The organism is Nocardioides gilvus, assembly GCF_003194605.1.
Classification (GTDB): Bacteria; Actinomycetota; Actinomycetes; order Propionibacteriales; family Nocardioidaceae; genus Nocardioides; species Nocardioides gilvus.
On the sequence record NZ_QHKY01000001.1, the window covers coordinates 227,875 to 250,976 of the forward strand.

The following is a 23,102-nucleotide window of genomic DNA, read 5'->3' on the forward strand; positions in this document are numbered from 1 at the left end:
TCCTCCCTTCGCTGTCACTGGTCGCGCGGGACGGACAACTCCCACTCCGTCCCCCACGATCCAGTCTGCACCGTCGCTGTTCCACCGATCTCGTCGAGGCGGCCGCAGATCGAGGAGCTGACGCCCAGGCGTCCCTGGCTCCTGGCCTCTTCGAGACGTCCCGCCGCGATCCCCGGCCCCTCGTCGCGCACCGACACCACGACCCGGTCGCCGTGGTCCTCGAGGAGCACCCACGCGGGAGCGTCCAGCCCAACATGCAGCCGTACGTTGTCCAGGCAGGCCCCGACGGCGCCCAGGAGGGTGTCGACGACCTCGGTCGGGAGATCGACCGCGCGACCGGGCGTGGCCACGGTGACCCGTGTGCCGACGGTGCGCTCCAGCGCACCGGCGAGGTCACGTACGAGGAGAGCGGGCTGCCCCTCGTCCCCGGCACCTCCGGTCACGGCGGAGGTGGACCACGTGTCCTGGGCGTGGATCAGGGCCCGCAGCGCCGACTCCTGCTCTCCGGCCAGCACGCCGAGCTCGGCCCAGTCACCCGTGCTCTCGGAGCCGCGCCGTTGGACGAGCGCGAGGACCTGGAGCACTCCGTCGTGCACGGCCCGGGCCAACCGGGCGCGTTCGTGCGCGATCGCCTCCCGCCGTTCGGCGACGGCCCGCTCCGCGGACATCTGTTGCAGGGTCTGGCACATGTAACCGACCACGGCGCCACCGAGCAGAAGCAGGAAGATGTTGGAGTAGTTGGTCTGGGTGATGGCCGCCGACCGCACCACGACGTCACTGAGGCTGACCGCAGCACCTGCCACGACACCCCCGCGCCAGTTCCAGTGGATCGCCCAGGCCAGGACGACACACATCACCCAGAAACCGGGCGTGGTCGCGCGGAAGTTCTCCGACTTCAACCACGGAGTGGTGGCCAGTGCCGCCATCGTGACCGCGAGGTCGGCGACGTAGAGCCAGGTCGTGCGCCGAGAGGGGACGCTGTAGAGGATCTGGACGACCACGGTCCAGAGCAGGATCGCCAGCACGACGACCAAGGTCCAACCGGGACGACTGAAGTTGTCCCAGCGCCAGATGGTCAGGGCCACGAAGTTGAGGGTGACGACGACCCGCAGGACGGCCAGGGCAGCGTAGAGCCGGTCCTCGACCGCCAGCCTGGCTGCGGGTCCAGGACCTTGGGCCACCACCCGGTCGCTCAGGACACTCTCTCGTCCGGACCGGAGCTGAGGAGTTCCTCGTCCAGCGCCGCACGCTCGGCAGCTGCTGCCGCTGCCTTGGCCGCGGCCTGCGCCTTCTTGGTCTCCTCCTTGGCCTTCGTGGCGTACATGTCCACGTACTCCTGCCCGGAGAGCCGCATGATCTCGTACATGATCTCGTCGGTCACCGAACGCAGGATGTACCGGTCGTTCTCGAGGCCCTGGTAGCGGGAGAAGTCGAGAGGAGCACCGAAGCGCACTGACGGTCGGGTGAGTGCGCCGAAGGTCTTGCCGGGAGGCGCCACGACGTCGGTGCCCACGACGGCGACCGGGATCACCGGCACACCGGTGGTCAGGGCCAGGCGGGCGACACCGGTCTTGCCCCGGTAGAGCTTGCCATCGTGGGAGCGGGTGCCCTCGGGGAAGATCCCGAAGAGGTCCCCCTCGGACAGGATCTTGCTCGCCGAGCGCATCGCGCCGGCCGCTGCGCTGCCACTGGCCCGGTCGATCGGCACCTGGCCGACGCCGGAGAAGAACATCTTCTGGAAGAAGCCCTTGATGCCCGGAGAGGTGAAGTACTCCGCCTTGGCCACGAAGGTCACCCGGCGCTGCAGGGTGAGCGGCATGAACAACCAGTCCGCGTAGGAGAGGTGGTTGCAGGCGAGGATCGCCGCCCCCTCTTCCGGGACATGGTGCAGGCCCGATGACTGGGGACGGAAGATGACCCGGAGGAAGGGCCCGAGGGCGATCCACTTGAGGAACCAATAGAACACCAGCCGAGCCTAGCCGTTCCCCCGCTGTATCGCGCCTCACTGATCGATGGCGAAGACACGGCAACCCTCGTCAACACCTGCCCGGACGTGGGCCACTGCGGCACAATGGACAACCATGAGCCTCCATCCACTCGCCGCGCCCTTGAGCGTCCCTGCCCGTCCGGAAGCGACCGGCGGTCGCCGGGTCGGCGTGCTGCTGAGCCACGGCTTCACCGGTTCACCTGCCTCGATGCGTTCCTGGGGCGAGGCGCTGGCGGAGCGCGGCTACGCCGTGGAGGTTCCGAGGCTTCCCGGCCACGGCACGACGTGGCAGGAGCTGAACACCAGGCGCTGGAGTGACTGGTACGCCGAGATCACCCGGACCTTCGAGAAGCTCGAGGCGGAGAACGACCTCGTCGTCGTCGCAGGACTCTCCATGGGGGGTGGGCTGGTGCTGCGTCTGGCCGCCGATCTGGGCGACCGCGTCGCCGGCCTGGTGCTGGTCAACCCGGCGGTGGCCACGAAGCGCAAGGACGTGCTGGCCCTGCCCGTGCTGAAGTGGGTGCTCGGGTCGATGCCCGGCATCGTCAATGACATCAAGAAGCCCGGCGTCGACGAGCACGGCTACCACCGGACTCCGCTCAAGGCTGCGCACTCGATGATGCAGGGGTGGAAGGAGGTCCGGGAGGTGCTGCCGCAGGTCACCTCCCCGATCCTCTTCATGAAGTCCGCGACCGACCACGTCGTCGACCCGTCGTCCCTGGCGGCCATCCGCGCGGGAGTCTCCTCCCGGGAGTTCGTGGAGCTCTCGCTGCCCCAGAGCTACCACGTGGCCACCATCGACAACGACGCCGAGATGATCGTCGCCGAGAGCGTGGCGTTCATCGAGCGCGTCACCGCTGGCGTCGACACGGGTGGTCCACTCAGGTGACGTACCGGGACGAGGACGCCTTGTGGCGGTCCATCGTCGAGAACTACGGCGACCGGGCGGAGCTCGACGACGAGCTCGACCCGGGACCGCAGACCGCGCGCGCAGAGTCCGCCGCAGGGACGAGCGAACCGTACGAGGCCGTCGACGCGGGCGCCGAGGTCGCGGGTCCGGAGCCGCCGGAGGAGTCGGGCACCGACGACGAGGCACGGTTCGTCCCGCCCGTGCCACCCCCGCTGCCCAGCACCACCCGCCCGCGGCGGGCAGCCTGGCTCGGCGTGATCGGTGCCCCGATCCTCTTCCTGCTGACCGCGTTCACCGGCGGCGCACTGGGCGGCACGATCGCGCTCGCGTTGATCGGCGTCTTCGTCGGCTCTCTGGTCTACCTGGTCTTCACCATGCCCCAGGAGCCACGAGATCCTTGGGACAACGGCGCCCGGGTCTGAGACTCAACCGCACTGTCGTCGGGCCTGGACGACGGCACCGATCATGCCCGCCTCCGGCCCGCAGGCCGCAACCAGCACGTCGGGAACCGTACGCCACGCAGCCCCCACCAGTCCTTCCACCAGTGCGCCGCGGGCCGGTGCGAGCAGCAACTCCCCCGCTGCCGAGACGCCTCCACCGACCACGATGCAGTCCGGATCGAACGCCGCCACCAGACCGGCCAGTCCCAGCCCGAGGGCGCGCCCCACGACACCGAAGGCGTTGAGGGCAGCGGGATCACCGGCGAGGGCCGCGTCGGTGATCCCCGGACCTGTCAAGGTGTCCGAGCCGGCCGTCCCGGTTGCTCGGCGGATCTCACGGACCAGGGCTCCGCCCGAGGCGTACTGCTCCCAGCAACCCTGCAACCCGCACTGGCACGGATGGCCGCCCGGGACGAAGCGCATGTGGCCAAATTCGCCGGCCATGCCACCACTGCCCCGGACGACTCGTCCCCCCACCATGAGAGCTCCACCGATGCCGGTGCCGACGGTCACCAGCAGCGCCGAGTCCCGCCCTCGGGCAGCGCCGTGGGCCACCTCGGCCTCGAGCGCACAGGTCGCGTCGTTGGCCAGACCGACCGGCACCTGGAGCCGGGCGGCCAACCGCCTCCGTACGTCGTCCTCGCGCCACGGCAGGTGTGGAGCGAAGCGGACGCGTTCCCCGGCGGCGTCCACGAAGCCGGCGGCCGCGAGACCGACGCCGACCAACGGGGCACCCGCGGCAGCGGCGAGCGCAGCTTCGACGATCGTCGACTCCAACTCCTCGACAGAGCCGTCACGGGGCCCCGCGGGTCGCTGCACGGTGCCGCCGACGCCCCCGTGCGGGTCCACCGAGCCGGCCAGAATCTTGGTGCCTCCGATGTCGACCCCGACCCAGACCGGGTCACTCACGTGGCCGGATCCGGATCGTCGATGTCGATGTGTTGGATCCTCGACTGCTGGGCCGGTGAGCTGCGTGGTCCCGGTTGCGGAGCGGACTGCTGCGACGAGGCCCCCTGCTCCGGCACGACCGTCGCCAGGAGGGCTGCCGAAGCCTTGACCAGCGACGAGGCTGCCGAGACCAGATGTGCCTTGACCTCGGGGCTGAGCTCGCGCACGGCGTGAACCGTGCGGCACAGCGGGCACCACGTGCACTCCGCGGCCCCGGTGGCGAGGTGTTCCTCGAAGCCGTCGGTCATCGCCTGCACACCGTCGAGGGCCTGACGTGCCACGTCCTCGACCCCGTGGTGCACCTCTGCTCCCTGCTGCCCGGCCCATCCGGCAAAGCTGCCGAGGAGCCGCAGCGCCTCCTCACCCAGGGAACCGACGTGCGGGTGTTCCCGCGTACTTTCGTCCGGGTCGTGCTGGTCCGGGTCCTGCTCGTCGTCCGTGCTCATGGCGCCTCCTCCCCGAAAGTCACACGCAAGGTCCCGTCCACGACCTGTGCGCCCCTCACCGTCATCCGCGCCAGGACAGCCGGGAGGGTGAGCACGCGACGATACGACCCGTGGGACACCACGAGATCGTCCGCACTCCTGGCGAGATCGACCTCGGCCCGATCGGCCTGCGGAAGCGCCAGGGTGAGCACCGCGCCACCCTCCACGGTCGTCACCGAGAAGGCGGGCGCCAGGGTCGACCGCGCGAACGGATCGTCATCGCCGTAGAGCCGCTCGGCAACATCGCGCAGCTCGTCGAGCCCGAGCGGCTCACGCTCGCGGTAGGGCGAGGTCCAGAGGCTCAGTTGTCCGAAGGAGTCGCGGACCTCGGCCATGACCTCGCTCTGCGCGACCGCCCAACCCCGGCGCCACTCATCGGCGCCCTCGAGGGGGAAGAGGCGGTTGGCGACGACCCCGTCCACCGTGTAGCCGTACAGGGAGAGCGAGGTCCACGACCGGCGTGCCTCGGCCAGGACCATCCGTTCAGGGGTCAGCACGATGCGCACGCTGGCGTCGGGACCGCTCAGCAGTTGCTGCACCTCGGCGAGTTCACCGTGGAGCCGCTCGACCGCGTCGAAGACCGCGTCCTGGGGCATCGGCACCCCCGCCGCCTTCGAGAGCACGGGACGCAGGGCGCGCATGACGCGGCGCTCCGCCGGGAAGAGGCGGCGCATGTACCAGTTGAGCGCCTCCGGCAACGCCAGCAGGCGCAACGTCTCCGCAGTCGGCGCACAGTCGACGACGACGACGTCCCACCGGCCACTCAACGCCTGGACGCGCAGCTCCAGGAGGGCCAGCACCTCCTCGGCCCCGGGCAGGACCGTGAGCTCCTCGGCCGCCACGGGGTCGACGCCGACGACGTCGAGGACGTCACGCAAGTAGCCCTGGATCTCCGTCCACGAGCGTTCGAACTGGCGTTGGGCGTCGACCTGCTGCACGAAGAGCGAGGGCGCCACCTCCTGCGGCTCACCCTGGACGACGGCTCCGAAGGCATCACCCAACGAGTGGGCGGTGTCGGTCGAGATGACGAGGGTCCGCAAGCCTCGAGAGGCGGCGAGAGCCGCGGTCCCGGCGGCGACGGTCGACTTGCCCACGCCGCCCTTGCCGGTGAAGAGGAGGAGTCTCACGTCGTCGCCCGTGGGGAGATCAGAGCGACTCGACGCGCTTCTTCAGGCCCTTGAGGGCAGTGTCGATCAAGATCTTCTCGCCCTTGCGCTTGAGCATGCCGATCAGTGGGATCGACACGTCGAGAGCCAGGCGGTAGGTCACCTGGGTCGTGCCGTCACCGCGCTCCTCGAGGATGTACGCACCGTCGAGGGCCTTGAGCATCTTGCCCTCCGCCAGGGTCCAGGTGACCGCGCGGTCACCGTCCCAGTCGTAGACGAGCGTGTACTCGTCCTTGATCGGCGAGACGTCGAGGGCGAAGAAGACCGCACGGGCTCGGCCGCCGGTCCCGGCCTCCGTCACCTCGGCCGTACGCACCCCGGTCGCCCACACGGGGTACGACTCGAAGTCGGCGATCACTTCCATCACCGCCGAGGCAGGCGCGCTGATGACGATCGAGGACGTGGTCTGCTCGGCCATCTCTTCTCCGCTCAATCACCCGCGAGGCAGTGCCCGGCACGGGGGTCAGGTGTGTTCGTGGAGACTACCGGATCACGCGTGCGGCGAGGGCGCCGGTAACCTGTGGGTAACAACGGACCACGGAGGACCTCTGAAATGCGTGAGTACGCCTCACCCCTGACCATCGACATCCCCCAGACAGGGAACCTGACCGACGACGTGGTCAGGAACGCCCAAGAGGCACCCGATGCCGTGGTCTTCCGACGCAACACCGGCAGCGAGTGGATCGACGTCACCGCGGCCGAGTTCCTGGCCCAGGTCCAGGGCGTCGCCAAGGGTCTGATCGCGCACGGCATCGAGGTCGGCGACCGGGTGGCGCTGATCTCCAAGACGCGCTACGAGTGGACCCTCTTCGACTACGCGATCTGGTTCGTGGGCGCGGTGACGGTCCCCGTCTACGAGACCTCGTCCACCGAACAGGTCCAGCACATCCTCGATGACTCCGGCACCCGTGCGGTGATCCTGGAGACGCCTGCCCACCAGGCCCGCGTCGACGAGGTGCGCTCCACCCTCACCGAGCTGCGCCACGTCTGGTCGATCGAGGGCGACGCAGTTGCCACGTTGACCGCCGCGGGCGTCGACGTCGCCGACGACCTGCTGGAGGAGCGTCGTACGACCGCCACACCGCTCGACCTCGCCACCCTGATCTACACCTCGGGCACCACCGGTGTGCCCAAGGGCTGCATGAACACCCACGGCAACTTCATGTACGAGTTGGGCGTCGCCGTCGAGGCCGAGCTCGAGGAGCTCTTCGCCGAGGGCGCTTCCACCCTGCTCTTCCTGCCGCTCGCCCACGTCTTCGCACGCATCATCCAGATCGGTGCGGTCAAGGCTCGCGCGACCCTCGGCCACAGCGCCGACATCAAGAACCTGGTCGAGGACCTCGGCGTCTTCAGGCCCACCTTCATCCTGGCGGTTCCCCGGGTCTTCGAGAAGGTCTTCAACTCGGCCTCCCAGAAGGCGGCGTCGGAGGGCAAGGGCAAGATCTTCAACCGGGCCGCCGACGTGGCCATCGCCTGGTCCCGCGCCCAGGACAAGGGCCGTCCGGGTGTCGCGCTCTCGCTGCAGCACGCACTCTTCTCCAAGTTGGTCTACGGCAAGCTGCGCATGGCCCTGGGCGGCCGCTGCGAGTACGCCGTCTCCGGTGGCGCACCGTTGGGTGAGCGCCTCGGCCACTTCTACCGCGGCATTGGCCTCGTCGTGCTCGAGGGCTACGGCCTGACCGAGACCACCGCGGCCCTGACCGTGAACACCCCCCGCGCCAACAAGATCGGCACCGTCGGTCGACCCTTCGAAGGCACCACGGTGCGTGTCGCCGACGACGGCGAACTGCTCTTCAAGGGTGGACAGGTCTTCGCCGGGTACTGGAACAACGAGAAGGCCACGGCCGAGGCCGTCGACCGCGACGGTTGGTTCCACACCGGAGACGTCGGCGAGATCGACGACGAGGGCTTCGTCCGGATCACCGGTCGCAAGAAGGAGATCCTGGTGACGGCTGGCGGCAAGAACGTCGCCCCTGCCGTCCTCGAGGACCGCCTGCGCTCCCACCTGCTGATCGACCAGTGCATCGTGGTCGGGGACGGTCAGCCCTTCATCGGTGCACTGATCACCCTGGACCCGGAGACCATGCCCACGTGGGCCGAGAACAACAACAAGAGCGGCACCATCGCCGAGTTGATGTTCGACGCCGACCTGAAGGCCGAGATCGACCGTGCCGTGGAGGAGGCCAACAAGGCCGTCTCGCGAGCAGAGTCGATCCGCAAGTACACGATCCTCCCGGCTTCGTGGACCGAGGAGGGTGGTCAGTTGACTCCCAGCCTCAAGTTGCGACGCAACGTCGTGATGCGTGACTTCCGCGACGACGTCGAGGCGCTCTACCTTCCTTGAGCAAAACGCGAACAAGACCCGGTACAGACCACTAGCGTTCGATCTGAAGTTCCTGTCACACCAGCCCCATGACTTGGGCAGGGTGGCAGCGAACTGAAGAACCCGGCGCTCGGTCCAAGGTGGATCGATCCGCCTTGGACCGAGAGGGTCGAAACAATGGATCGACGCAAGCTTCTGCTCGTCGTGGCCGTGATCGTGGCCATGCTGGGCGCCGCCCTGGTTTTCGTTTACGTGCAGAGCGCGGACAAGCGAGCCCAGGACCAGTACGACACCGTCGAGGTCCTCACGGCCATCCAGCCGATCATGACCGGTGAGACCATCGCGGAGGCTGCCGAGGCCGGCAAGCTGCAGCGGACCCGGATTCCTCAGACCGTGAAGCTGCCGAGCGCCGTCGCCACGGTGGACTCCCTCAAGGGTCTGGCGGCCAACACCAACATCTATGCCGGCGAGCAGATCGTCACGGAGAAGTTCGGTGGCGTCAGCGAGGCGAGCGCGCTGCCGATTCCGGAAGGACTCGTGGCTGTCGCGGTCGAGCTCACCGATCCCTCCCGTGTGGCTGGATTCGTCCAGGCCGGTTCGACGGTGTCGATCTGGCTGACCGGCGACGAGGCGACGGTCTACCGGGAAGGCAAGTGGTACACCCGTCTGGTCACGGCCGAGGCTCAGGTCCTGGCTGCTGGTTCGACCACGCTGGTGGAGCAGACCTCCACCGACGAGGAGGGCAACTCGACCACCGAGGAGCTGCCCCGCACGCTTCTGACGCTGGCCGTGGACCAGGAGCAGGCGGAGAAGATCAAGTTGGCCGCCGCGATCGGGGAGCTGTCCTTCGCCCTCATCAACTCCCAGAGCAAGGTGGAGCCCGGCCCCGCACGCACCTTCGAGAACCTCTTCAGGTAGGCGACCCAGATGCCCATCATCCTCGGTGCCGACCCGCAGACCGCGGCCAGCGTCCTCACCGTCCTGCCTCCGGGCAGCCAGGTCGTCGACTCGGCTGACCGCCTGCTCAACTGGCTGTCGAGCCACCCCGACGAGTACGCCGTCCTGATCGGACCCGGCGTACCCGTGCCGGAGGCGATCGCCCTTGCCGAGCGGCTGCGTACCGCGATGCCCACCACCACGGTGGTGCTCCTTCGCCACGAGGTCGACACCACCGTCCTCACCCAGGCCATGCACGCCGGCGTGCGTGAGGTGCTTCCGTCCAACGACCTGGCGCAGGTCAGCGGAGCGATGGAGCGGGCTCACGCCCTCTCCATGGCGCTGCGAGGGAGCCAGTCTGCAGGCTCGGGGCGCTCGGGCGGCAAGGTCATCACGATCTTCTCCCCCAAGGGCGGCGTGGGCAAGACGACCATGTCGGTCAACCTGGGCATCGCGTTGATGCGTGGAGGGGCCAACAAGGTCTGCGTGGTCGACCTCGACCTCGCCTTCGGCGACATCGCGATCACGCTGCAACTCTTCCCGTCGCACTCCATCGAGCACGCCATCGGCGGCGAACACGCGATGGACCAGGCGTTCATCCAGGAGCTCATGACGCCGCACGAGAGCGGTCTGATGGTGCTGGCGGCGCCCAGCGCGCCGGACGCCCGCGAGCGAGTCAGCGGCGTGCTGGTCGCACGACTGCTGCAGACGCTCAAGGAACACTACGACTTCGTGGTCCTGGACACCGCGCCGGCGTTCGACGAGCAGACACTCACCGCGCTGGACGAGACCGACGAGTGCATCATCGTGGCCACCCTCGACGTGCCCACACTGAAGAACGTGAAGGTGGCACTGGAGACCCTCGACGTGCTCGGGGTCGCCGAGGGTCGCAGACACCTGTTGCTGAACCGAGCCGACGACCAGGTGGGCATCGGTGCAGACAAGGTCGAGGGCATCCTCGGCATGAACGTGTCCGTCCAGGTCGCCACCTCGTTGGACATCGCCAAGGCAACCAACGCGGGGCGACCACTGATGCTCTCCTCCCCCTCGCACCCCTCCTCGAAGGCGATCCGCTCCCTGGCCGACCGGCTGATGGGACTGGCGCCGTCGGGTGCACCCGAGTCGGCCGGCGTGGGATCACGCTCGCCGATTTCAGCAGCCGCTCCGTCCCCCGCAGCGTCCTCGTCGGACAAGGACGCTCCCCGACGTTTCCGCCTCAGCAGGAGATGACCAGATGAGCAACCTCTCCGAGCGACTCGCGGCGCGCCGCGAAGCCGAAGCCGCAGCACTCGCAGCCGCCGCGGCCCCGGCTCCCGCCGCTCCCACCACGGCCGCCCCGACGACCACCCTGCCGGCGGTCGATGGGACTCCGAGCGCTCCCGCTGCACCGGCCGCGCCGGTCGCGCCCAAGGTCGCGGCCCCGAAGTCCGCCAAGGCGTCTGCCTCGCCCCTGCAGGATCGTCGCGGGCCGGGCACCGAGACCTCGGGGGGTGGCGCACGTCGAGCGCTGCCGACGGCGGCCGACAAGATCGAGGAGCTCAAGGCTTCCGTCCACGCCGAGCTGCTGCGCCAGCTCGGACCCCAGCTCTACGACTCCAACCTGGAGCAGAGCGAGCTGGACCAGAAGGTCCGCGCGGCGCTGGCCGACGTGCTCACCAAGCAGGACCGCCCGATCAGTGCGAGCGACCGCCAGCAGGTCACCGCCGAGATCACCGACGACATCCTCGGTTACGGACCGATCGAGCCCTACCTGCGCGACCCGGACGTCTCCGAGGTCATGGTCAACGGCGCCCACAACATCTGGTTGGAGCGCAAGGGAAGGCTGGTCGCCGCCGAGGCGATCTTCCAGGACGAGGCCCACCTGCGCCGCACCATCGACAAGATCGTGTCCCGGATCGGTCGACGCATCGACGAGTCCAGCCCCATGGTGGATGCCCGACTGCCCGACGGTTCCCGTGTCAACGCCATCGTTCCCCCGCTGGCGATCGACGGCTCCTGCCTCACGATCCGTAAGTTCGCGGCCGACCCGTTGACCGCTGACGACCTGGTCCGCTTCGGCTCGATCAGCATGAAGACCAAGGCGTTCCTGGACGCCTGCGTCCGTGGGCGGCTCAACATCATCGTGTCGGGATCGACCGGTGCCGGAAAGACGACCACCCTCAACGTGCTGTCGTCCTTCATCCCCGCCGACGAGCGCATCGTCACCATCGAGGACGCCGCCGAGCTCCAGCTCAAGCAGGAGCACGTCGTGCGACTCGAGTCGCGCCCCTCCAACATCGAGGGCAAGGGCGCGGTCACCATCCGCGACCTGGTGAAGAACAGTCTGCGTATGCGACCCGACCGCATCATCGTCGGTGAGGTCCGTGACGCCAGCGCACTGGACATGCTGCAGGCCATGAACACCGGTCACGACGGCTCGATCACCTCACTGCACTCCAACGGACCACGCGACACCCTGGCGCGCATGGAGACCCTGGTGCTGATGGCTGGCATGGACCTCCCGATCCGGGCGATCCGCGAGCAGGTTGCTTCCGCAGTCGACCTGATCGTGCACCAGTCACGCTTCAAGGACGGCTCGCGGCACATCACCCACGTGACCGAGGTGGAGCGGATGGAGGGCGACATCATCACGCTGCAGGACATCTTCGTCTACGACCACTCGGCCGGCTTCGACGCCAACGGCAAGACCCTGGGTGGCCTCAAGTCAACCGGTCTGCGTCCGAAGTTCCTGGAGAAGATGGCCTACAACAACGTCACTGTCGACCCGCGGGTCTTCGCCTCCGAGGGGTTCTGATGCCCAACTTCGACGCCGGTCTCTATCTCCCGTCCTGGGGCCTGTGGCTCGCCGTGGGTCTGGTGGGCATCGGTCTCCTGGTCTTCGTGCTGGCAGCTTTCAGCAAACCCGAGGAAGTCGAGCTCACCCTCGAGGAGCGGGTCACCCTGTACGCCTCGGGCGACACCGCCAGTCGGGCGACCGCCAAGCAGGTGCCCAGTGTTGACCAGTTCGCCCAGTTCAAGGGTGCCGCCAACGCAATGCTCAAGCGGAACAAGTCGCTGGAGGACCGCATCGGTGCTCGACTCGATGCAGCGGGCAGCGGGTTCCGGGCCCCGGAGTGGGTGCTCCTCCACGGTGGCATCGTCTTCGTCAGCGGGTTCGTGGGGCTGGTGCTCGGTGGGGGCAGCCTCATCCTCGGGATCCTCTTCCTCGCGGGCGGCGTCGTCCTCCCATGGCTCTACCTGGGCAGGATGAAGAAGAAGCGGGTGAAGAGATTCAACACGCAACTTCCCGACACGCTGCAACTCATGTCCGGGTCACTCTCCGCGGGCCTCTCGCTCGCGCAGTCGCTGGACACCATCGTTCGCGAGGGCAGCGAGCCGATGTCGAGCGAGTTCAAGCGGGTCCTGGTCGAGACCAGGCTCGGTGTCAATCTGGAAGATGCCATGGAGGGCATCACCGAACGGTTCGAGAGCAAGGACTTCGGCTGGATCGTGATGGCCATCAAGATCCAACGGCAGGTCGGTGGCAACCTCGGCGAGTTGCTGGACACCGTGGCCGGCACCATTCGCGAGCGTGAGTACATGCGAGGACAGGTAGCGGCCCTGGCCGCGGAGGGAAAGATCTCGGCCTACGTGATCGGCGGACTACCCCCGATCTTCGGTCTGTACCTGTTCCTGACCCAGCCGGGCTACATCAACCCCATGTTCGAGAGTCCCCTGGGGATCCTGATGTTGGTCGGTGGCGTCGTCATGCTCGGCGTCGGCGCCTTCTGGATGAGCCGACTGATCAAGGTGGAGGTCTGAGATGACGATGCTCCTGGTGCTCGGCACCCTACTGGTGGTGATGGCGATCATCCTCGTCAGCATGGCCACGCAGAAAGCTCCCAAGGCTGCTCAGGGCGGCCTGGGTCGCTCCATTGCCGCCCTTGAGGCCCTGGGCCAGACTCTCCCGGAAGAGATGGTCAAAGAGTTGGACCGCCCCTTCGCGGAGCGGGTCCTCGAGCCGTTCCAAGGACGTGCGCTCGCCATCGGCCAGCGGCTCTCCGGAGGAGACTCCTCCGAGCGGTACTACCGCAAACTCGAACTTGCCGGAAACCCGCCAGGGTTGACCGTCGAACGCATCGTCGCGATGAAGGTGATCGGCGCTGTTGGCGGTCTGGTCGGGTTCTTCCTCTTCTCCTTCCTGCTCAGCCTCTCCCCGCTCATGCAGATCCTCTTCGTGGCGGCCGGCCTGCTCGCCGGCTACATGAGTCCGAACATGTACCTCTACCAGAAGGGGTACGACCGGCAGAAGCAGCTTGGTCGCGAGCTCCCCGACGCCATCGACCTGTTGACGATCTCGGTCGAATCAGGATTGGCCTTCGACGCGGCGGTGAAGCAGGTGGCCCAGAACACCCACGGTCCCCTCTCCGAGGAGTTCTCCCGGGTCCTGCGTGAGATGCAGATCGGTACGGGCCGCGCAGCGGCGCTTCGTGGACTGGCGGATCGCACCAACCTGGACGACCTGCGCAGCTTCGTCGGCGCCATGGTCCAGGCCGATGCCTTCGGCATCCCGATCGCCCAGGTGCTCCGGGTGCAGTCCTCGGAAATGCGCGTCAAACGTCGTCAGAAGGCCGAGGAGAAGGCACAGCAGGTGCCGGTCAAGATGACGATCCCGCTGATCTTCTGCATCCTTCCGGTCCTTTTCATCATCGTCATCGGACCGGCCGCGCTCTCGATCATGGACTCCTTCGGCTGATGGTGCGCCGACCCGAAGTGCAGCACGCGGGTCTGATCGAGGGTTCCCGAGCCTTCGTGCTGCTCTCGGTGGCGGCCGCCGTGGTCTGGACCAGGGACGGCGCGGCCCTCTCCGGGCTGCTCTCCCTGGCGACGATCTGGGTGGCCTCCTCCTGGGTCATGCGCAGCGCGGCGCCGCCTGTGCTTGCCTCCCTCGTGGAGGCGGCGCTGATCGCACTCCTCGCAGGTCTCTACCTGGACACCGCTCCGGTGCTGCTCGCCAGTCTGGTCACGGCACCGTTCGTGCACGGCCTCATTCGTGGACTCCGCGGCGTCGCGGAGACCTTGCTCGTCCAGATCCTCCTGCTGGCGGTCCTCCTGGCCCTCCTGGGACGAACCCCCGACCCGTCGCAGATCGCTGAGCTCTTCACTTGGCTCGTCACCGGGCTGGGTCTGGGCTTGGTCGCTAGTTTCCTCATCTTCGCGACCCCCGCCGACGACGGCACTGCCGCCTATCACGAGGCCCGGGCGCTGATCAACGAACTCAACGAGTTGTCGGCCAAACTCGAGGGCGGCCTGGACCCCACCAGCATGGGCGGAAGCATCCTCGAGGAGGTCAGCGACGCGCTCCCGCTCGAAGCGGTGGTGCTGCACGTCCACCGCGACGGTGTGCTGCTTCCGCTGGTCCGGCGCTCCACCACTGGCGAGGAGACCATGGACAGCAGCCTGCCCGCTCTGGTGTGGGAGCACGGCGAGACCCGGGTGATCGTTCCAGAGTTCGCCTTTCCCGTCCTGAGCTCCGGCACCCCCATCGCTGTGGTGAGCGGTCGCCTCGCTGCCACGGTCGAGACGGACCCGGCCTCACTCGCTCTGGCGCTGGACCAGCTGGCCACCCGCTTGGGTCCCTCGGCACTGCGGCTCGACACCGCTCAGCTCTTCGCCTCGTTTCGTGACGCAGCCATGTCGGAGGAGCGGCGCCGTCTGGCGCGCGAGATGCACGACGGCATGGCCCAGGACATTGCGTCGATGGGCTACGTGGTCGACGCACTGATCTCTACCGCTACACCGGTCCAGGAACCAGCCCTCATCCAGTTGCGCGCGATGATCACCGGAGTGGTGGCCGAGGTGCGTCGGTCGGTGATGACGCTGCGCACCCAGGCCGGCTCGAGCGAGAGCCTCGGCGCCGCGATCGCCACGCTCGCCCGCCACCTCAGTGACGTCTCGGGGATTCCGATCACCGTGACAGTTGACGAGCGAACGTCCCGGCTGCGCCACGAGATCGAGGCCGAACTGCTGCGGATCGCGCAGGAGGCGATGAACAACGCCGTGAAGCATTCCAAGGCCACCCTCATCGACGTTCGCTGCAGCGTCCAGGCCCCGTACGCCGAGATCGTGGTCTCCGATGACGGGCTGGGCCTCCAGGCGGGCCGGCGCGACTCCCACGGACTCTCCATCATGCGTGAGCGCGCTGGACTGATCGGCGGAGTGCTGGACGTGCGGTCGAGCCCGTCGAGGGGCACCACGGTCAGCGTCCGCGTGGGACACCACACGAACGGCCCACCCGTCCCCTCGTCAGCACACCCCTCACGGCCCTCTCGCGGCCTCTAACAGGAGCACCCATGACCCAGACCAACGACCTCGCAGGCAGCGCCGCTCCCACCCGGGTGCTCCTGGTCGACGACCACGAGTTGATCCGTCACGGTCTGGCGACCGCCTTCTCCCTGGATCCGCAGACCGAGGTGGTCGCCCAGTCGGCCTCGGTGACCCAGGCGTTGGAGGACTTCGCCCGGGAGCAGCCTCAGGTGGTCGTGACGGACCTTCAACTTCCCGACGGCACAGGGCTCGACATCGTGCGTGCGGTCCGCCGCGGTGCGCCGCAGACCGGGATCGTTGTGCTCACCATGCACTCCGGTGATGAACAGATCTTCGCCGCGATGGAGGCGGGGGCCTCCGCCTTCGTCGGCAAGGACGCGCCCTCGACCGAGGTCGTCAAGGCGGCGAAGCACGCGGCGGTCTCACCGCGCACCTTCATGTGTGCCGGTCTCTCCGCCGCGATGATCCGTCGGATGAGCGGGGAGACCAACCGACTCTCCGACCGCGAGCAGGAGGTCCTGGTGCTCCTTGCTGATGGGCTGGGGGCGGGCCAGATCGCCAGCACCCTGTTCATGAGCGAGTCGACCGCCAAGTCCCACATCACGCGCATCTACCAGAAGTTGGGCGCCACGAACCGCGCCCAGGCGTTGGTGACGGCGATGCGCAGCGGATTGCTCTCGTCCATGAACCCCACGGCACAGTGAGTGGTCAGAATTACCACCATCGGCATAGTCACTTATGACTAGAAGAGCCTGACTGATCCTCCGACCGCACTGCCGGGACAAGTCGCACAGGATTGATCTCAACGGAACAGGCGAATGCCTGCCGGACCACTCACAGTGCATTCCCGAAAGGACCACCACCATGATCCAGTACCTCACCATCATGCTCACCGCTCAGAAGGCCAAGATGGACGAGCGCGGCGCCTCCGCCGTCGAGTACGGCCTGCTGGTTGCCGGCATCGCCGCCATCATCGTCCTCGCGGTCTTCGCGTTCGGTGGCCTCGTCGAGGGCATCTTCAACGACACTGCTGCTGACATCGAGGGCGGCGGCGCCTGATCGACTCCGTGGCGCGGCCTCACCACTGGTGGGGCCGCGCCTCGCTTCGTTTCAACCCTAGACAATGCAAGGAGTTCCGATGCTTCTCCTCCTCATCCGATTGGCCGTTTCCCGGCTCGAGGCAGAGAAATCCGAGCGCGGCGCCTCCGCTGTCGAGTACGGGCTCCTGGTCGCCGGCGTCGCCGCCATCATCGTCACTGCGGTCTTCGGCTTCGGCGGTGCCCTCAACGAACTGATGGGCGAGTCCTGCGGCACCATCACGGCCTGGGTCAACGGCGCCGACTGCTGAGCTGGCGCTCGCAGCTAGCTCGTTCCGCCAACGCCACCCTCACCAACACTCCGGGGTGACTCCCCCACCACCACTGTGACCACGCCGGTGGTGTCGGGTCACTGAACGATCTTCGCGCCAGGGCCAGCTGGACCTCACTGAACGAATCCGGGTCCTCGGTGAGACAGAGCGCGGTGACGTCAGCCCGCAGCTCCACTGCCCGGCTGATGCCGTTCTGCACCGGCGCCACGAGCTGGCTCCCCACGGCCACCAGGGCCAGCACCAGCGGCACCACCGCCGCACTCCCGGCCCGTACGCGCCCCCCGCTCGCTGCCGCGGGCAGCAGCAGCCCGAGCAGTCCCACTGCAGCGGCCACTCCGGCTGCTCCCAGTGCCGTGCCGACCAGCACGTCCTGATGACGCGCGTGGGCCAACTCGTGGGCCACCACGACCAGTGCCTGCTCCTGCGGCACGTCCTCGACCAGATTGTCATAGAGGACGACCCGGCGTGTGCTGCCGAAACCCGAGACCCACGCGTTGAGGGTGGTGGTGCGACGCGATGCGTCCGAGACCACGATGTCGTTCAGCTCGACGCCTTCTTCGGCGGCCAGTGCCTGGATCTGTTCCCGCAACTCGCCAGCGGCCAGCGGTTCGACGTCGTGGAAGAGCGGCTCCACGACGACGGGGTAGAGCCAGGAGCCAACCACCAGGAACCCCGCCAGGAGCAGCGCGGCCACGGGGACCCAGGCCCGCCGCCAACGACGAGCCAGCCCCACGAGCACCAGCACCACGAACGTGGTGACCAGTATCGACACCGCGCTGGAGCGCAGCAGGTCTGTCAGGAAGCCGGTCCACGACTGTGTGCTGAGACCGTAGTCGGTGCGCAGCCGCCAGACCTGCACGCTGAAGACCAAGGTCACCAGGCGTTCGGTCCCGAGGACGAGGACGCACCCCAGGATCACCCGCAGCCACCAACGCCCGGGGAGCCGCCCCATCAACCACGGCCCAACGCGGGTGAAGCCCAGGAACGCGAAGAAGAGTAGCGAAACCGCCAGAGAGGACCAGCTCCACGCCCGCAGGCCCATCGCCAACGATTCGGCCGCGGCCAGTTCTTCGGTGGTGAACAGGGCTTCTGCCTCAGGCAGCGGCCCGACGCCGCCGGGGACGGGATCCCAAGGCACCAACCACCAGGCGAGTCCCACGAAAAGCGACCCGGCCAGGAGCGTGGTCAGCCACGCCCAGAACCGCGACCCCTGCACGATGTCGGGTCTCTGGATCAGCCCGGACGGACAGCGCCGACGAACGGCATCTGGTGCAGGCCGGCGATGGCCACCCTGGTGCGCGGATTGGCCGCGTGGACGATCTTGCCGTTGCCGATGTACATCCCGACGTGACTGATCGGGCTGTAGTAGAAGACCAGGTCACCTGGCTTCAGCGCATCGGCGGACACCCGAGTGCCGGAGCCGAACTGGGCGGAGGACGAGTGCGGCAGCGAGACGCCGGCAGTGGCCCACGCAGCCATGGTCAGGCCGGAGCAGTCGTACGCGTTGGGACCGACGCTGCCGTAGGAGTACGCCTTGCCCACCTGGGCCAATGCGAAGTTCACAGCGGCAGCTGCCCGTCCGGAGACCGGCACGTCGGCGGGGGGCTTCTGCCTCTCGGCGTCGCGGGACACGGTCTCGCGCGACGGAGCCAGTCGCTCCCGGTCCTCGACACGGAGTCGACCCAGAAGGCTCTTGGCCTCGTCGAGCTTCTTCTCGACCTGAACTCGGTCGTCCTTGAGTTGCGCGGTCACGCGGCGGATCTCCGCGCGCCGCTCCGTGGCGACGTCCTGTCGCAGATCCAACGCTTCGACCTCGGTGGTGAAGTCGTCGAGAAGTTCAGTCTGCAGATCGGTGAAGGCCTGCATCGTGGTCAACTGACCGAGGAAGTTGCTCGGATCATCCGAGACGACGACCTGGCCGACGGTGGAGACTCCCTCGCCCTGGTACTGGCGAACGATGAGGTCCTGCACCTGCTCCTGGACCACACCGAGGCGACGGTTCTGCCGCTTCTCGTCAGCCTTCAGCGAGCCGAGCTCCTGGTTGAGAGCCTCGAGCCGCAAGGCCGCGTCGTTGTGACGCTCCTGGGCCTGCTCGGCCTGATGGTAGAGCTTGTCGACCCGGGTCTGCACGTCCTGGACGTCAGGCTCAGCCTGCGCAGGGACGATGGAGACGACACCTGCCACGGCGAGGACGCTCAGGACAGCTACTGCCCGGCTGGTGCGCTTCCGGTCGTGAGTCACGCGCGGCATCTCCTCAGGTTGATACGTCGAGTTGCTCCTCGGGCAGGCTAGCGCCCGGGGGGTCGACTGATCAAAACGGCCGTCTCACGCGGAGTCGACGACGACCCCGGGCACCGACTGCACCATGCGCAGCGGTGGCACCAGTCCTCCCATGGCCAGGACGTCGAGGGCAGCGCGTTCGTCGTCCTCGAACGCCAACTCGGAGGGTGGGCCCAGCAGCACCGTCACCACACAGTCGTGGCAGTGCAGCCCGCGGACCAGACAGGTGTCACAGTCGATTCTCGTGGTCATGACAGGGACTCAAACAGGGACCACCGACAAGTTGCCCCGAGACGAGCCCACGCGGCGTGTCGGCGTTCAGGGCTGCTCGGCCACAGGGTCAACGAGCGAGAAGTTCAACCAGGGTCGTCGATCCGACCACTCGCGCGCCCAGGCGCCGGGCACGCCCTGCGAGTGCCTGGTCACTGGTCACCAGCACCACGACGCGCCCTTCGGGCTCCGCCTCGACGTAGTCGGCCAGGACGTCGTCGGCGATCACACCGTGGGGGCTGAAAGCCACCTTGATGCCGCGTGGCGCGTTCACCGGCGGGCGATGGGTGCTCCCCTGTCCGTCGAAGACGACCGTGGTCTCCACTCCACTCTGCGCCACCAGTGGCGCCAGGAGACCCAACAGCCGGATCCGTTGGGCTTCCAGCGTCGAGTCGGGCCACGCGGACTTGCTGACGTTGTAGCCGTCCACCAGCAGTCGAGCCCGCGGCATCGCCAGCACGTGCGGCAGCACCTGCGACTCCGGCACTCCCCCGACGCCCGTGGGCAGGGCATCGGAGTCGGAGACCCGGTGTCGTTCGTCGACGGCATCTGCGGGCAGGCCCGCGACGGGCGGCAGAGCCAACTCGCGGCGCAGCCCCACGGCTGCGTCCAGCAGCGTCTCGAGGAGTACCCGAGCGCGTACGGACTCATCGGCACGCATCCGCTTGCGTGCGCGCTGTTCGGCGGCGCTGCCCGCGGCCAGCTGAGCCGCCTGGGCACGTAGTTGTCGCAACTCCTTCTCCACCCGGGTGAGTTCAGCTCGAGTGCTCGACACCGCCTCTTCACGGTCCCCCACGGTCTCCCGCACCTGTTGGTCCAGTGCACGGACCTGCGCCCGTGCCTCCCCCAGACGCTGACGGACCAGTGCGTTCTCGGCTCGCAACTTCTCCATCTGGGCACGGTGCTCCTCGGCCGCGACACGGGCACCCTCCTGGGCCCGGGCGAGTTGTCCGCGCACCTGCTCGAGCTCACGCTCCCGCGACGCCTCACCAGCGGCCGAGACAGTGATGAGGTGCTCAGCCACTGCACTCTGCCAGCCGTCGGCCTGCAACAACCACGCAGCGGCTGTCCGGTCCACGGGGGCGAGCGCGTCCGGTTGAGCGGCCCAGTCCGGACGGGCGTCAGCCACCTGGACGGCAGCCGCAGAGCGGAACTCCTCGTCCTCGAGCGCCGTGAGGACGGCGCCACGTCCCAGGCGGGCCCTGCGCCGAGAATCGAAGGCGGCCACCTTGCGCAGCCCGACGGGCAGGGACCCCACACTCGGCAAGACCTCGGCGACCACGGTGGCCAGACGCGTGCGGACCTCCTCCGGCAACTCAGACAGCGAGGGCGATGGCGTTTCCTGCATCAGTCCATCCCTTCACCGGTCCGGGTCTCGCTCCGACGGGTCGTGCGCGCCTGACCGCAATTGTCGGTGGTGCTGCCTAACGTCAGGTGGCATGAGTGTTGCAGTACACGGCGCGGACCGTTTCCAGAAGGGTCAGACTCCTTCTCGCTGGGAGTCCCAACGTGGCTTCGACGACCTGGGGCGTCCACTGCGAGAGCTGACCTTCACGGTGGTCGACCTCGAAACCACCGGCGGCTCCCCCGCGGGCGGCTCGATGATCACCGAGATCGGAGCCGTGAAGGTGCGTGGAGGTGAGGTCCTGGGCGAGTTCCAGACACTGGTCAATCCGCACTCCGCCATCCCGCCGTTCATCGAGGTCCTGACGGGCATCAAGAACACGATGGTCATCGACGCCCCCTCCATCGACGCAGCGCTGCCTGCATTCCTGGAGTTCGCGGCAGGCACCGTCCTGGTGGCACACAACGCGCCCTTCGACGTCGGCTTCCTCAAGCACTTCGCCCACGAGCAGGAACGGCCCTGGCCACCCTTCGAGGTGCTCGACACCGCCAAGATCGCTCGACGTGTGGTGACCCGCGACGAGACGCCGAACTGCAAGTTGTCGAGCCTGGCCGCTCTCTTCTCGGCCTCCACGACGCCGAACCACCGCGCCCTCGCTGATGCCCGGGCCACCGTGGACGTGTTGCACGGCCTGATGGAGCGCCTGGGCGACCAGGGTGTCCACACCCTTGAGGAGTTGCGGACCTTCAGCGCCAAGGTCTCATCCGCCCAACGCCGCAAGCGCCATCTGGCGGATGCCCTGCCGCAGGCTCCGGGTGTCTACCTCTTCAAGGATTCGGGCGCACGAGTGCTGTACGTCGGCACGTCCGGCAACCTGCGCCAACGGGTACGCACCTACTTCACGGCCTCGGAGACCCGCAGCCGGATGGGCGAGATGATCACCCTGACCCAAGAGGTGGCCGCAATCGAGTGCGCCACGGTCCTGGAGGCCCGAGTCCGTGAGTTGCGCCTCATCGCGACCCACAAGCCACACTTCAATCGCCGCTCCAAGTTTCCCGAGAAGACCCACTTCATCACCCTGACCCGTGAGCACTGGCCGCGACTCTCCCTCGTCCGCCGGGTGAAGGACGACCGCACCCAACTCCTGGGGCCCTTCTCATCGCGCAGGGTGGCCGAGGAGTGCATGGCAGCCCTGCACGAGGCCTTTCCGCTGCGTCAGTGCTCCGGCCGGTTGCCGCTCGCACCTTCACGCTCAGCCTGCGCCCTGGCCCAGATGGGGCGCTGCCTCTCCCCCTGCGACGGTTCGAGCGACACGGCGGCGTACGCAGCGCTCGTCGACCGTGTGGGTGCCACCCTCAACGGTGACCCGACCCCAGTGATCAAGGCACTGGAATCCCGCATGACTGCCTGTGCAGAGGGAGAACGATTCGAGGAGGCCGGCCAACACCGCGATCGACTCTCCACCTTCGTACGCTCCGCCGCCCGCTCCCAGCGTCTGCGAGCCTTCGCCCGCTGCGCCCAACTCGTGGCCGCCAGGCGCGAGGACGACGGACGGTGGGCCGTCCACGTGATCAGGTACGGGCGACTGGCCGCTGCGGGAGTGATCCCGCCGGGCGCGCACGCCCCGACCTGGGTCGACGGACTCGTGGCAAGCGCCGAGACGGTGGACGCCCCCGCAGCCGGGTTGCCCGCTGGCGCTCGCGAGGAGTCCGAGGAGATGCTTCGATGGCTGGAACAACCCGGCATACGCCTCGTCGACGTGGTCGGTGAGTGGAGTTGTCCCACGGACGGCGCCGGACGTCATGTGAACATCCACGAGGCGATCGAGGAGTCACGTCGTGCGGTCGTGCCCTTCGATGAGCAACGCCTGCCAGGCACGCTCCACCGACCGGCACGGTGAAGCTCAGTCGAGGCCGATCGAGAAGGCCGATTCGAGGTCGTGCTTGGAATACGCCCGGAAGGCTATGTGCGTCTCGGTTTCGCTCACCCCAGGCACCTTGTTGAGTCGGTCCGCGACGACAGCGGCGATCTCGTCATGGTTCCTTACGCGAACGAGCGCGATCAGGTCGATCCCGCCGGTGACCGAGTAGACCTCGCTGATCCCCTCCAGCGCGGCGATCGCCTCAGCGACCTCCGGGATACGAGCGACGTCAGCCTTCACGAACACGATGGCGGTGATCATGGGGACACCGTAGCGAAGTGCTCATCGGGCGATCGCAGCTCGGCCTAGTCACTTCGGGTCATGCTCCCTGATTCCACCGCGCCATCCTCACCAACGGGCCTAGGCTCGTGCGGTCCGGAACAGGAAGACACGGGAGACTCCACATGGCACCCACG

General features: G+C 67.9%; 24 protein-coding genes. 13 read left to right on the plus strand and 11 right to left on the minus strand.

The features are described 5' to 3' along the window. Nucleotides 1-14 precede the first annotated feature (14 nt). Together macS and DNK52_RS01030 are read right to left on the minus strand one after the other, a co-directional pair. Nucleotides 15-1,181, minus strand: coding sequence for a MacS family sensor histidine kinase (gene macS / locus DNK52_RS01025; protein WP_110239898.1), 1,167 nt, complete (start codon nt 1,179-1,181; stop codon nt 15-17). Between the two features lie 11 nt (nt 1,182-1,192). Then, nucleotides 1,193-1,966, minus strand: a complete 774-nt coding sequence (locus DNK52_RS01030; RefSeq protein WP_110238704.1) for a lysophospholipid acyltransferase family protein — start codon at nt 1,964-1,966, stop codon at nt 1,193-1,195. A 115-nt stretch (nt 1,967-2,081) separates the two neighbouring features. Here DNK52_RS01030 and DNK52_RS01035 point away from each other — a divergent pair, with 115 nt between their 5' ends. Both DNK52_RS01035 and DNK52_RS01040 read left to right on the plus strand, forming a co-directional pair. Then, entirely contained in the window at nt 2,082-2,876 is a 795-nt protein-coding gene (locus tag DNK52_RS01035; RefSeq protein ID WP_110238705.1) for an alpha/beta hydrolase, read from the plus strand. Then, entirely contained in the window at nt 2,873-3,319 is a 447-nt protein-coding gene (locus DNK52_RS01040) for a hypothetical protein (protein WP_110238706.1), read from the plus strand. The genes DNK52_RS01035 and DNK52_RS01040 overlap by 4 nt, the downstream gene beginning before the upstream one ends. 3 nt (nt 3,320-3,322) lie before the next feature. On the opposite strand, the gene DNK52_RS01045 is transcribed toward DNK52_RS01040, so the two are convergent. Genes DNK52_RS01045 through DNK52_RS01055 form a run of 4 tightly spaced genes read right to left on the minus strand, consistent with a single transcriptional unit; the run spans nt 3,323 to nt 6,354 of the window. Then, complete coding sequence (locus DNK52_RS01045) at nt 3,323-4,246, minus strand: ROK family protein (protein ID WP_239455303.1); 924 nt, start codon at nt 4,244-4,246, stop codon at nt 3,323-3,325. Continuing rightward, nucleotides 4,243-4,731, minus strand: coding sequence for a hypothetical protein (locus tag DNK52_RS16225; protein WP_239455304.1), 489 nt, complete (start codon nt 4,729-4,731; stop codon nt 4,243-4,245). Before DNK52_RS16225 ends, DNK52_RS01045 begins: the two co-directional genes overlap by 4 nt. Beyond that, nucleotides 4,728-5,897 (minus strand): ArsA family ATPase, encoded by a 1,170-nt coding sequence (locus DNK52_RS01050; protein ID WP_110238708.1) that lies wholly within the window; start codon nt 5,895-5,897, stop codon nt 4,728-4,730. Before DNK52_RS01050 ends, DNK52_RS16225 begins: the two co-directional genes overlap by 4 nt. 19 nt (nt 5,898-5,916) lie before the next feature. Continuing rightward, nucleotides 5,917-6,354 (minus strand): SRPBCC family protein, encoded by a 438-nt coding sequence (locus DNK52_RS01055; protein WP_110238709.1) that lies wholly within the window; start codon nt 6,352-6,354, stop codon nt 5,917-5,919. Between the two features lie 135 nt (nt 6,355-6,489). On the opposite strand from DNK52_RS01055, the gene DNK52_RS01060 reads away from it, so the two are divergent. The 10 genes from DNK52_RS01060 to DNK52_RS01105 all read left to right on the plus strand — a co-directional run bounded on the left by DNK52_RS01060 (nt 6,490) and on the right by DNK52_RS01105 (nt 16,849). Next, nucleotides 6,490-8,280, plus strand: a complete 1,791-nt coding sequence (locus tag DNK52_RS01060) for an AMP-dependent synthetase/ligase (protein ID WP_110238710.1) — start codon at nt 6,490-6,492, stop codon at nt 8,278-8,280. Between the two features lie 156 nt (nt 8,281-8,436). Continuing rightward, nucleotides 8,437-9,177, plus strand: a complete 741-nt coding sequence (gene cpaB / locus DNK52_RS01065; RefSeq protein WP_110238711.1) for a Flp pilus assembly protein CpaB — start codon at nt 8,437-8,439, stop codon at nt 9,175-9,177. A gap of 9 nt (nt 9,178-9,186) precedes the next feature. Next, nucleotides 9,187-10,425: a CpaE/TadZ family protein gene (locus tag DNK52_RS01070; protein ID WP_110238712.1), complete on the plus strand. Its 1,239-nt coding sequence runs from the start codon at nt 9,187-9,189 to the stop codon at nt 10,423-10,425. A gap of 4 nt (nt 10,426-10,429) precedes the next feature. Next, nucleotides 10,430-11,989 carry a TadA family conjugal transfer-associated ATPase gene (locus tag DNK52_RS01075; RefSeq protein WP_110238713.1) on the plus strand — a complete coding sequence of 520 codons (1,560 nt, stop codon included), beginning with the start codon at nt 10,430-10,432 and terminating at the stop codon, nt 11,987-11,989. Beyond that, entirely contained in the window at nt 11,989-12,996 is a 1,008-nt protein-coding gene (locus DNK52_RS01080) for a type II secretion system F family protein (protein ID WP_110238714.1), read from the plus strand. Before DNK52_RS01075 ends, DNK52_RS01080 begins: the two co-directional genes overlap by 1 nt. Nucleotide 12,997: 1 nt before the next feature. Continuing rightward, nucleotides 12,998-13,930: a type II secretion system F family protein gene (locus tag DNK52_RS01085; protein WP_110238715.1), complete on the plus strand. Its 933-nt coding sequence runs from the start codon at nt 12,998-13,000 to the stop codon at nt 13,928-13,930. Beyond that, nucleotides 13,930-15,516 (plus strand): sensor histidine kinase, encoded by a 1,587-nt coding sequence (locus DNK52_RS01090; protein ID WP_110238716.1) that lies wholly within the window; start codon nt 13,930-13,932, stop codon nt 15,514-15,516. Before DNK52_RS01085 ends, DNK52_RS01090 begins: the two co-directional genes overlap by 1 nt. An 11-nt stretch (nt 15,517-15,527) precedes the next feature. Beyond that, entirely contained in the window at nt 15,528-16,205 is a 678-nt protein-coding gene (locus tag DNK52_RS01095) for a response regulator transcription factor (RefSeq protein ID WP_110238717.1), read from the plus strand. A 160-nt stretch (nt 16,206-16,365) separates the two neighbouring features. Further along, nucleotides 16,366-16,560, plus strand: a complete 195-nt coding sequence (locus DNK52_RS01100; protein WP_110238718.1) for a Flp family type IVb pilin — start codon at nt 16,366-16,368, stop codon at nt 16,558-16,560. A 79-nt stretch (nt 16,561-16,639) separates the two neighbouring features. Next, nucleotides 16,640-16,849: a Flp family type IVb pilin gene (locus tag DNK52_RS01105; RefSeq protein ID WP_110238719.1), complete on the plus strand. Its 210-nt coding sequence runs from the start codon at nt 16,640-16,642 to the stop codon at nt 16,847-16,849. Here the strand turns inward: DNK52_RS01105 and DNK52_RS01110 are convergent. The 4 genes from DNK52_RS01110 to DNK52_RS01125 all read right to left on the minus strand — a co-directional run bounded on the left by DNK52_RS01110 (nt 16,830) and on the right by DNK52_RS01125 (nt 20,768). Next, the gene (locus DNK52_RS01110) at nt 16,830-18,008 is read right to left on the minus strand and encodes a M48 family metalloprotease (RefSeq protein WP_239455305.1); all 1,179 of its coding nucleotides are present in this window, start codon (nt 18,006-18,008) and stop codon (nt 16,830-16,832) included. The two genes, DNK52_RS01105 and DNK52_RS01110, sit on opposite strands and share 20 nt — an antisense overlap. Before the next feature lie 95 nt (nt 18,009-18,103). Continuing rightward, nucleotides 18,104-19,120, minus strand: coding sequence for a C40 family peptidase (locus DNK52_RS01115; RefSeq protein ID WP_110238721.1), 1,017 nt, complete (start codon nt 19,118-19,120; stop codon nt 18,104-18,106). A 75-nt stretch (nt 19,121-19,195) separates the two neighbouring features. Further along, nucleotides 19,196-19,402: a hypothetical protein gene (locus tag DNK52_RS01120; RefSeq protein WP_110238722.1), complete on the minus strand. Its 207-nt coding sequence runs from the start codon at nt 19,400-19,402 to the stop codon at nt 19,196-19,198. 88 nt (nt 19,403-19,490) lie between these two features. Next, the gene (locus DNK52_RS01125) at nt 19,491-20,768 is read right to left on the minus strand and encodes an NYN domain-containing protein (protein WP_110238723.1); all 1,278 of its coding nucleotides are present in this window, start codon (nt 20,766-20,768) and stop codon (nt 19,491-19,493) included. A 91-nt stretch (nt 20,769-20,859) separates the two neighbouring features. On the opposite strand from DNK52_RS01125, the gene DNK52_RS01130 reads away from it, so the two are divergent. Continuing rightward, entirely contained in the window at nt 20,860-22,665 is a 1,806-nt protein-coding gene (locus DNK52_RS01130) for a DEDD exonuclease domain-containing protein (protein ID WP_110238724.1), read from the plus strand. A gap of 3 nt (nt 22,666-22,668) precedes the next feature. Here DNK52_RS01130 and DNK52_RS01135 read toward each other — a convergent pair whose 3' ends face one another. After that, nucleotides 22,669-22,947, minus strand: coding sequence for an Lrp/AsnC family transcriptional regulator (locus DNK52_RS01135; protein ID WP_110238725.1), 279 nt, complete (start codon nt 22,945-22,947; stop codon nt 22,669-22,671). Nucleotides 22,948-23,102 lie beyond the last annotated feature (155 nt).

Bases quoted from the DNA above. Each gene is read 5' to 3' on its own strand.
- DNK52_RS01080 (WP_110238714.1), top strand. From the start codon at position 11,989: ATGCCCAACTTCGACGCCGGTCTCTATCTCCCGTCCTGGGGCCTGTGG.
- DNK52_RS01055 (WP_110238709.1), bottom strand. From the start codon at position 6,354: ATGGCCGAGCAGACCACGTCCTCGATCGTCATCAGCGCGCCTGCCTCG.
- DNK52_RS01085 (WP_110238715.1), top strand. From the start codon at position 12,998: ATGACGATGCTCCTGGTGCTCGGCACCCTACTGGTGGTGATGGCGATC.
- DNK52_RS01130 (WP_110238724.1), top strand. From the start codon at position 20,860: ATGAGTGTTGCAGTACACGGCGCGGACCGTTTCCAGAAGGGTCAGACT.
- DNK52_RS01135 (WP_110238725.1), bottom strand. From the start codon at position 22,947: ATGATCACCGCCATCGTGTTCGTGAAGGCTGACGTCGCTCGTATCCCG.
- DNK52_RS16225 (WP_239455304.1), bottom strand. From the start codon at position 4,731: ATGAGCACGGACGACGAGCAGGACCCGGACCAGCACGACCCGGACGAA.
- cpaB (WP_110238711.1), top strand. From the start codon at position 8,437: ATGGATCGACGCAAGCTTCTGCTCGTCGTGGCCGTGATCGTGGCCATG.
- DNK52_RS01125 (WP_110238723.1), bottom strand. From the start codon at position 20,768: ATGCAGGAAACGCCATCGCCCTCGCTGTCTGAGTTGCCGGAGGAGGTC.
- DNK52_RS01120 (WP_110238722.1), bottom strand. From the start codon at position 19,402: ATGACCACGAGAATCGACTGTGACACCTGTCTGGTCCGCGGGCTGCAC.
- DNK52_RS01090 (WP_110238716.1), top strand. From the start codon at position 13,930: ATGGTGCGCCGACCCGAAGTGCAGCACGCGGGTCTGATCGAGGGTTCC.
- DNK52_RS01075 (WP_110238713.1), top strand. From the start codon at position 10,430: ATGAGCAACCTCTCCGAGCGACTCGCGGCGCGCCGCGAAGCCGAAGCC.
- DNK52_RS01035 (WP_110238705.1), top strand. From the start codon at position 2,082: ATGAGCCTCCATCCACTCGCCGCGCCCTTGAGCGTCCCTGCCCGTCCG.
- DNK52_RS01095 (WP_110238717.1), top strand. From the start codon at position 15,528: ATGACCCAGACCAACGACCTCGCAGGCAGCGCCGCTCCCACCCGGGTG.
- DNK52_RS01060 (WP_110238710.1), top strand. From the start codon at position 6,490: ATGCGTGAGTACGCCTCACCCCTGACCATCGACATCCCCCAGACAGGG.
- DNK52_RS01115 (WP_110238721.1), bottom strand. From the start codon at position 19,120: ATGCCGCGCGTGACTCACGACCGGAAGCGCACCAGCCGGGCAGTAGCT.
- DNK52_RS01100 (WP_110238718.1), top strand. From the start codon at position 16,366: ATGATCCAGTACCTCACCATCATGCTCACCGCTCAGAAGGCCAAGATG.
- DNK52_RS01070 (WP_110238712.1), top strand. From the start codon at position 9,187: ATGCCCATCATCCTCGGTGCCGACCCGCAGACCGCGGCCAGCGTCCTC.
- DNK52_RS01105 (WP_110238719.1), top strand. From the start codon at position 16,640: ATGCTTCTCCTCCTCATCCGATTGGCCGTTTCCCGGCTCGAGGCAGAG.